6 protein-coding genes are annotated in these 9,023 nt (G+C 47.7%); 4 read left to right on the top strand and 2 right to left on the bottom strand.

Translation table 11 applies throughout. From position 1 onward, the window contains the following. On the bottom strand, positions 1-1,415 hold a 1,415-nt coding region (locus KDK15_RS04510; protein WP_257294172.1), incomplete at its 3' end, for a hypothetical protein. Between the two features lie 770 nt (positions 1,416-2,185). Between KDK15_RS04510 and KDK15_RS04505 the strand changes: the two genes are divergently transcribed. From KDK15_RS04505 to KDK15_RS04495, 3 genes are all read left to right on the top strand, one after another. Beyond that, positions 2,186-2,887 carry a VacJ family lipoprotein gene (locus KDK15_RS04505; protein ID WP_257294171.1) on the top strand — a complete coding sequence of 234 codons (702 nt, stop codon included), beginning with the start codon at positions 2,186-2,188 and terminating at the stop codon, positions 2,885-2,887. A gap of 202 nt (positions 2,888-3,089) precedes the next feature. After that, positions 3,090-4,274: a SpoIIE family protein phosphatase gene (locus KDK15_RS04500; RefSeq protein WP_257294170.1), complete on the top strand. Its 1,185-nt coding sequence runs from the start codon at positions 3,090-3,092 to the stop codon at positions 4,272-4,274. A gap of 2 nt (positions 4,275-4,276) precedes the next feature. After that, positions 4,277-4,780 (top strand): STAS domain-containing protein, encoded by a 504-nt coding sequence (locus KDK15_RS04495; RefSeq protein ID WP_257294169.1) that lies wholly within the window; start codon positions 4,277-4,279, stop codon positions 4,778-4,780. A gap of 27 nt (positions 4,781-4,807) precedes the next feature. Here the strand turns inward: KDK15_RS04495 and dusA are convergent, their stop codons facing one another. Then, positions 4,808-5,815 carry a tRNA dihydrouridine(20/20a) synthase DusA gene (gene dusA / locus KDK15_RS04490; RefSeq protein ID WP_257294168.1) on the bottom strand — a complete coding sequence of 336 codons (1,008 nt, stop codon included), beginning with the start codon at positions 5,813-5,815 and terminating at the stop codon, positions 4,808-4,810. A 576-nt stretch (positions 5,816-6,391) separates the two neighbouring features. Between dusA and recQ the strand changes: the two genes are divergently transcribed. After that, a complete protein-coding gene (gene recQ, locus KDK15_RS04485) occupies positions 6,392-8,650 on the top strand; it encodes a DNA helicase RecQ (protein ID WP_257294167.1) in 2,259 nt (752 codons plus the stop codon). Positions 8,651-9,023: the final 373 nt, after the last annotated feature.

The raw sequence follows: 9,023 nt of genomic DNA, 5'->3' as shown, positions 1-9,023 counted from the left end.
GAAGCCGTATCGATCAGTACCGGTGGCTCGATATCTGCCTGAGAAGCCGTATCGACCCGCTCCCGGGGTTCGATTACTGTGACTGCAGCTGTCTGAACGTGGCGTGACACCATTTCAGCACTGGATGACATCTCATCCAGTTTCTCCTGAAGTTTCTGAACATCATTCTCATACATCATCTGGGCAAGCTTTTTGAGGTTTAGTTCCTCCAGCCTTTTTTCATTAAGTTCATCCAGCTGCAATTTCAGATGCAGGCATTCTTCGGTTGACTCACTGCATTGCTGATTAAGCTGGGCTATCCGGGTGTTCCTGGCTTCAAGCTGCTGTTCCACCTCGGCTATCTTGGTTTCAAGCAGTTCTACCACTGGTTTCAGCCGATCCTCAAGATTATGCTCTTTTGTTTTCGCCAATTCATGCAAGTCGCTGATTTCCCGGAGAAGCTCTTGTACCTTCGCCTCGTTTTGAACATTGAGAGCCTGCATGTGGTCTTGATGATGAGTCTCTAACGCTTCCACTTCAAGTCGATGCTGCGCCTCTAACTCCATCACTTCAAACTGATGCTGCCCTTCTAAAGTGCGTACCTTTGCCTGATACCGGGCCTCTAAATCACACATCTGCTGTCGGTCTGCAGCCAATTTACACTCAAGAGAACGAATTTCATCAGCCTGAGCCTGTCTGGCCCAGATATCATCTTCCTGATCATGTTGCTGGCGGGCTGCTTCAAGCTCTTTGGAGAACTGCTGAATACGTAACGATTTTTCAGCCAGTTGTTTGTCCAGTGCAACTTTTAAAGCCTGATAACGTTTACTGCTGTCAGCATTCTCAAGCTCAAGATCGTCTGCTCGTCTAACTAACTGCTCCAGCAGAATATTGAGTTCATGATTTCTGTTCTGCTCCCGGTTTAATTTTTGATCCAACTGCTGTGCCCGCTGAGCAAATTGATCATTTGAACCCTTTAACTCACCCGAGTGAACCTTCAAGGCTGCCAACTGGTTAGAGATTTCAGCACTTCTGGACTCAAGATCCTGTTTGTGCTGCTCAAGCTTCCTGGCATCTTCAACCTGCTTTGCCACCATTGGCAGGAGCTTTTGAACCGGCTCTTCAACCCTGGTGATCTTGCGGAACAGGAGTTTCATACCTCTGCCGGCATCATAGGTCAGGGAGGCAGGAATGAGTATCGGGCTAAGTACAATTGTGACAACGTAGCCAAACGGACCAAGCTTACCAACAAGCCATTTCCCCCATTTGATAAGACTGGGTTTATTAAAGCCCAGATCATCAACCGCAGCCTTGGTGGTTTTATGAATAGCATTGGCTCCATCATTCACATCCTTGATAGCGGATGAATGGGCTGTATTCGGCCCCGCATTGGCAACCAGAGTATTCACCGGATTATTAACAGGTTCAGGCCCCATGATCATTCCCTCTCTTTTTTTATTCGAAGTCGATAAAGTTGAACTCTTGTCTTAGAGTGGAAAGTTACTAATTAGTTTCCCGGTCAAATAAATATTTTAAAAATAAAAAAATAATTTTTTATGATATTAAAGAATAAATGGGTAATAATTCCCGATTGGGATCAACGATTTTAAACGCGTATTGGCGGGTAAAATGGTGGTGGGCATTGCGCCTGCCCAGGTCATGGGCCCCTGCTGGCGTATCTGACAGTGCATTTGTTTAAAGATTGAAACCGGGCTCGAACGTCTGACATTTGTACTATGGACCATCATTGTGATGTGGCATTGGTGTCAGCCGCTGAAAATGTCATGGATAACTTTTCTCAAGTGGTGACTGGACTTCTTTTCATTTGAACAAAGACGATGGACCAGAGAAATTTTTGCCAGATTCTATGATGTTTATTTAACCAAGATAATCATAGATTACTCAACACTTTTATGAGCCATTTTCTTTACTATCAGAAAGTTAGCATAAAACAAGGTCATGATTTTTTTCAACTCCTGAAACTACGCTAAAATATTACGATAGTGTCAATAACCATGAATTGGCAATAGTACATGAGATCAAGTTAGAATAGTCCTTAAGTCGTTTTTTTATAACTCATCCCGACAGCTAACAGTCCAGGACTACCGTTTGCGAAGCTCATCCCGTCATCGCATTCAATAGAGCATAGGTGTGCCTGAGTCATTGCAGACGTGGAAAAATTAACAAGGAATCAAGGATCAAACGTGTGAATCATTCTCCTGCGATTATTGTTCGTTCAGTTGTCGTAATGGTGCTGATACTCTTGCCCACTTTCACTTTTGGCACTGAACCCATTTCTTACGATGACCCACTGGAAAGCTGGAACCGTAAGGTGTTTAAACTGAATGACACCCTGGATAATTATGCTCTGAAGCCAGCGGCAAAGACCTACAACTTTGTGACCCCCAGGCCGGTGCAAACATTAGTCATCAACTTCTTCAGCAACCTCGGGGAACTGAGAAATATCGTCAGTGCCGGCGTCCAGCTCAAAGGTCGGGATGCACTGGTGTCATCAGGCCGCCTCATCATCAATTCAACGGCGGGTATTCTTGGCCTGATTGATGTAGCTACGCCCATAGGGCTTGATAAGCGCTATAGCGATTTCGGGCTGGCTTTTGCCAACTGGGGGGTACCGTCCGGACCTTATCTTGTGCTCCCGTTACTTGGCCCGAGCACTTTACGTTCCGGCGTTGGCCGGATTCCTGATGCATTAACCAATCCGGTAACCTATCACGAAACTGAGCGGGATCGCTTGATTGTCGGCAGTATTGACCTCATCAATAGTCGCGCTCAACTCCTGGATGCTGAAGAGCTGATTCTTGGAGACCGTTACACTTTTATCAGAGACTCTTATTTACAAAGACGTGAATATTTGATTACCGGTCAGCTGCCTGAAGATGACTTCTAACTATAAATCGTGAATGACAATCGCATCAGCCATTGGCTCCGATGACTTTAAGCAAACACATTAATTTGCCAATACTCCCGCTTGCAGCCAAGGCAGCTTGGGAGTATTTTTCCCTTAACTTTACATTTTAATGTGGTTTTTTTATCCGAATGTATCGGGTTCAAGCAGGTCCTTATATTCACTTTACTTTGCGGGTGTATCCATGACCGGCAGTACCATTCTGGTCATCGACGATGACACCATAGTACGTGAAAGCATTGTCGCTTACCTGAAAGGCATTGGCTTCAAAACCCATGAAGCCGGGAATGGACAGCAGGGCCTGCATATTTTTCGCGAATGCCAACCAGACCTGATTCTGTGTGATCTTCGCATGCCGGTCATGGATGGACTGACCATGCTGAGCCAGGTGCGCAGTGAAGCCAGTGACATACCCTTTATTGTTGTCTCCGGTGCTGGCGTCATGACCGACGTTGTTGAAGCCCTTCACCTTGGTGCCAGCGATTTCCTGGTTAAGCCGATCGTTGATCTTGAGGTATTAGAGTACGCCATCCACCGGGCTCTTGAAAAAGCCCAGTTACTGATGGAAAACAAGCGCTACCGGGCAAGCCTCGAAGAAGCCATCAACTCTTTGAAGAGCAGTCTGACCCTGCTGCAGGAGGACCAGAAAGCCGGCCGTCAGGTACAGATGAATATGCTGCCCAGACACCCGCTGGAATATAAGGATTTTAAAGTTGACCACAACATCATCCCATCCCTCTATTTAAGCGGAGATTTTGTCGACTATTTCACGCTGAGCGACCACAGTTTTGCATTTTATCTGGCCGATGTTTCCGGACATGGCGCGTCATCGGCCTTTGTTACTGTGCTTCTCAAGCATATGTCCATCAGCCTGCTTCAGGATTATCACAACAATAATCGCAATGGCGGTAAAATCAGGGTCAAACCTTCACATGTCCTGAGTTACATTAACCAGAGCCTGCTAAAAACCGGACTGGGAAAACATGTCACCGTTTTTGGTGGCATAGTCAATACCCGTGACCAGACGCTTACCTACTCGTTTGGCGGACATTTTCCATTACCTGTGATCGCTGAAGAAGGCAAAAAGGTCCGCTTTCTCGAAGGCAAAGGCTTACCGGTAGGATTGTTTGAAGACGCTGTCTATGAGGATGTCATTATAGACTTGCCCCGGCAATTCAGCTTAACTATCCTTTCCGATGGTATTCTTGAGGTTTTGCCCCAGAAAAGCCTTAAAGAAAAGGAAGCGTATTTATTATCGGTTATCGGAGAAGGTGCCGACACCATAGCAACATTGACAGAAAGGCTGGGGCTCAATGATATTCAGGAAGCTCCTGATGACATTGCAATGTTAATACTGGCTCGATACTGATTATGACACCCGGAAAAATCCAGTTTGCCGAAAGTGAAGGTACCTATGTACTTAAGCTGATCGGAGAAGTTCGACTCACCCTTTGCTCCAGTCTGGAGAATTTGCTTCAGGCCATGTTCGAAGAGCCGCGATTTCGTTCTGTGATTGTTGATCTTTCAGAGGCTGAAACCATCGACAGTACATCGCTTGGGCTATTGGCGAAATTATCCATTATGGCCAGAAAGCAGATAGACCAGCGGCCAGTGCTGATATCTCCCCGCCCTGATATCACCAGAATCCTCATGAGCATGGGTTTTGAGCGAATCTTTATCGTTGTTGAAGATGTCGCAAGTCATACCTGCGAATACCAGGAAATTGAATGCGAGGACTGCAGCGAGGAGTCCATTCATGCCCGGGTACTGGACGCCCACAGGACGCTTATGAGCCTGAATGAAAACAACCAGAAAGCCTTCAGTGATCTGGTTAAACAACTGGAGCGCTGCAGGCAGCCTGAGGTGACTGCCTGACAGTTGTCTTCAGGTTGTCTTCAGGTATTACACACTTTCCACAAGCTTGACAGCATCAAGCAGCACATCAATCCCGGCACCGGCTTTATGAGCGTTTTCACTGATATGCCTGCGGAAGCGCCGACCGCCGGGTACACCATGATAAAGCCCCAGCATATGGCGGGTAATATGGCTGAGCCATGTTCCTTTAGCAAGCTCTGACTCAATATAGGGAAGCATCTTATCAATCACTTCAGCGCGACTCTGCACTGGCTGCTGACAACCATAGAGCCGGCCATCCACCTCTGATAGCAGATAGGGATTCTGGTAGGCTTCACGACCAAGCATTACACCATCAACGTACTTCAGGTGATGATCGATCTCCTCAAAGGTCTTGATACCGCCATTAATAGAAATATTCAGCCCGGGAAACTGAGTTTTGAGTTCATACACCCAATCTGGCTTCAATGGTGGAATCTCCCGATTCTCTTTGGGAGAGAGCCCCTCCAGAACGGCAATACGGGCATGAACAATAAAAGTATCGCACCCCGCTTGTGCCACGGTACCAACAAAGTCCAGCAACTCTTCCCAGGACTCACGACCATCAATACCGATACGATGCTTTACCGTTACCGGAATGGCCACACGCGCTTTCATGGCCCTGACGGCATTGGCTACGGTTTCCGGCTCTGCCATCAGACAGGCACCAATACGGCCATTTTGCACACGATCACTGGGACAGCCCACGTTCAGGTTTACTTCCTGATAACCCCATTCTTCCGCCAGCCCGGCACAAAAGGCAAGATCGCTGGCATCATGTCCACCCAGCTGAATGGCCAATGGGTACTCAAATGCATCATGCTGTAAAAACCGGTCTTTATCGCCGAATACCAGGGCACCGGTGGTGACCATCTCGGTGTACAGCAATGCCCGCTCAGACAGAACCCGATGAAAGTAGCGACAGTGCCTGTCAGTCCAGTACATCATCGGTGCAACGGCAAATCGCCGCTCCGGTGAAACCGCAGTTTCCTCTTTATTAACAATAGGTTGATTCATTAACCACTAAGGTCCACTGAAATAATCTGAAAAACCCCGAAATCGACTGCCATTTGCTACGCATTTACTACACAATACAAGTAATGAAACACGACCTCAGAACCCTGAAAAAAATTGCGGTCAAGTATGACAATCTCAACAAGAAAAACAAAGTCGGGAAATGTGCGGCAGTCTATTCTCGGACAGCCTCATAGGTTGGTACCTCCGAAAAATGCTATTACCGAGTATTTTTTAAGCAAAAAGCAGTGAGAAGGCTATTCTTGCTTTGAGTCAGAAGGCTCTGCCGGGCATGGGCTGGCTACCTATCCCACTATGCCAATGAAAATAACTTCAAAAAAAATTGCCAAATTCATTTCCACGAAAACAAGCCACCTTAATGAACCAGCAAAAAGGTTGAAAATGGCAGCATAAAGACGGTAAAAAGGACAAACATTGGGATTTCTAACCTGAAACAGCCTGAATTCAAATTAATATTTGGATCAATTGAGAAAGCATTGACGCTCTCATTGGCAGGATGGGCAGTTCCCGGACAGCCACCTGGAATGCCCTTCTAACATAATGCACCCACTTTCTTAAATGGCGGAAGCAGCACCCCAGCACAGAGAGTATAAACAGAACATAGCCATGTCCGGATCAGCACTAGAAATACTTAATTCCGTCTTTGGATACGACGCATTTCGCTCACACCAGAGCGCCATTATTGACAACATACTGGCTCGCAACGACACGCTGGCCATCATGCCCACCGGTGGTGGAAAGTCTATCTGTTACCAGATCCCGGCTCTGATCTTTCCGGGTCTGACCCTGGTAATCTCGCCCCTGATCTCCCTGATGGAAGATCAGGTCAATCAACTGACGTCACTGGGCATCTCCGCTGCCCTGTTAAACAGCACGCTAAGCAGTACTGATTACCATCACACTCTGGCTCAGGTGCAGAATGGCAATATCAAGCTGCTGTATATGGCGCCGGAAACCCTGATGCTGGAACGTACGCAACACCTGCTCAGCTCCCTCAACATTGACTGCCTGACCATTGATGAAGCCCATTGCATCTCCGAATGGGGCCATGACTTCCGCCCGGAATACCGACAACTGGCAGAGGTGCGCCGACACTTTCCCGGTGCCGTCTGTGTCGCACTGACAGCCACTGCCACACCAAGGGTACAGCAGGATATTAAAACCAGTCTGCAGATGTCCGACTCCAATGAGTTTATCGCCAGCTTTAACCGGACCAATCTCTTTCTGGAAGTGATAGAGAAGAAGAAACCTGTTGACCAGACCCTGCAGCTGATTGAGAAATACCAGAACCAGTCCGGCATTATCTACTGCAATTCCAGGAAACAGGTGGATGAGCTGACCCAGATTCTCGCGGATAACGGTTGTTCCGTAGCGCCCTATCATGCCGGGCTTGCCAGTGAAGTAAGGAAGGCCAACCAGTCCGCTTTTATCCGGGATGATATTCAGATCATGGTCGCCACCGTAGCCTTTGGCATGGGCATCAATAAATCCAATGTTCGTTTTGTTCTCCACTTTGATATGCCCCAGAATATTGAAAGCTACTATCAGCAGATCGGTCGTGCCGGGCGGGACGGTCTGCCTGCCAACTGCCACTTCCTGTTCAGCTATGGCGATATTCAGAAGGTAAAGTTCTTTATCAACCAGAAACCCGATTCGGAACAGCGCATCGCCAATCAGCACCTGAATGCCCTGATCGGCTATGCAGAATCCGAGGAGTGCCGGAGAGCACCGCTGCTTCACTATTTTGGCGAAGCCTATAGCCAGGAAAACTGCCAGCTTTGCGACAACTGCTTATCCGAGAAACAACCGTTTACCGATGTGACCGTGCCCGCTCAGAAACTGCTGTCCTGCATCTATCGCACAGGGCAGCTCTTTGGTGTGGCCTATATTATTGATGTGCTGCGAGGTTCCAAATCCAAAAGAATCCTGGAACGCCAACATGACCAGATTCCCACCTACGGCATCGGTACTGAATTGACCAAACCCCAGTGGCAGCAGCTGGCTCGTAAATTGATACAGGAAAACCTGGTACTTCAGGATGCGGAATACGGCAGCTTAAAACTGACCGACAATGCCCGTGCAGTACTCAAGGGCTCTCAGCAAATCCAGCTCAGGCTCACGCAAAGAGCAGAACCTGCCAGTAAAGCATCAACAGAAAAACAGAGCAGCCTGGATTATAACCACGAGTTGTTTAATATTCTCAGAGCCTGTCGCAAGGTGCTGGCAGATCAGGAGAACGTGCCGCCTTACGTTATTTTTTCTGATAAAACCCTGATTGAAATGTCGGCCAGATTTCCACAATCCAGGTACAGTCTGCTTCAGATCAGTGGTGTTGGTCAGGTAAAACTTGATCACTATGGCGATGCGTTTCTCCATGAAATCATTTCATTCTGCGAAAAACATCAGATAGAAGAGATCGCAAAACCCTCTGCCATTGAAAGCCGCCCCCGTCATCGAACTGCAAGCCGGGGCAGACATGTTGAGGTTGGGGAGTCGTTCAGCCAGCATAACTGCCTCAACCGTCTTCAGGATGAGTTCAATCTGAAGTTGTCTACCCTGCTCAGCCATCTCTATAAATACCAGACGGAAGTCGCTCATCTACCGCTTTCGGATGCCTTTCTCCGACAGTCCCGATTATTACCTGAACAGCAGGTCCGTGTTGTGGAAGCCATTAACACCCATGGAACCGACCGTTTACGACCACTTTTTGATGCGATGCAGGAACAGGTTCCTTATGATGAGTTGCACCTGTTAAGACTGCACTACCTGGTTCATCACCCGGAATCGTTGATGGACAAAACAGACGACAACAGATGAAAATCAATAAGAGCCTGATTATAGCAGGATATAAAATAACCGAAAAAATATCGGTCCCTATCGCATCTGCTGGACTTGCGCCTGAGCCTGCATACAGCGTTGCGCCGATTATGGCCTGTACCAATAACCTGGGTGACCCCGGGCCAGCAGATACCACAGACCCGAAAATCTACCCAGGTCATTCTGCCCTGAGAGCCTGGGTTGGACAAACAGTGGTACGCCGTGCAGTTGAAATAAAAAGCAACGAACGCAACAAACCCTGCAAGACTTGGCCTGAGCAGGTCTTTTGGTCGCAATAATACAGTCATTTCCCTGTTTGGTGGTGTATTGTATTTAGGACTGGCATAAAGGCAGCTTGAGCCTTGGATCATAA

Origin of the sequence: Endozoicomonas sp. YOMI1, from assembly GCF_024606345.1 — a bacterium.
In the GTDB taxonomy this organism is placed as follows: Bacteria; Pseudomonadota; Gammaproteobacteria; order Pseudomonadales; family Endozoicomonadaceae; genus Endozoicomonas.
Note: the sequence above shows the minus strand (reverse complement) of the source record. Positions and strands in the feature narration are given on the sequence as shown.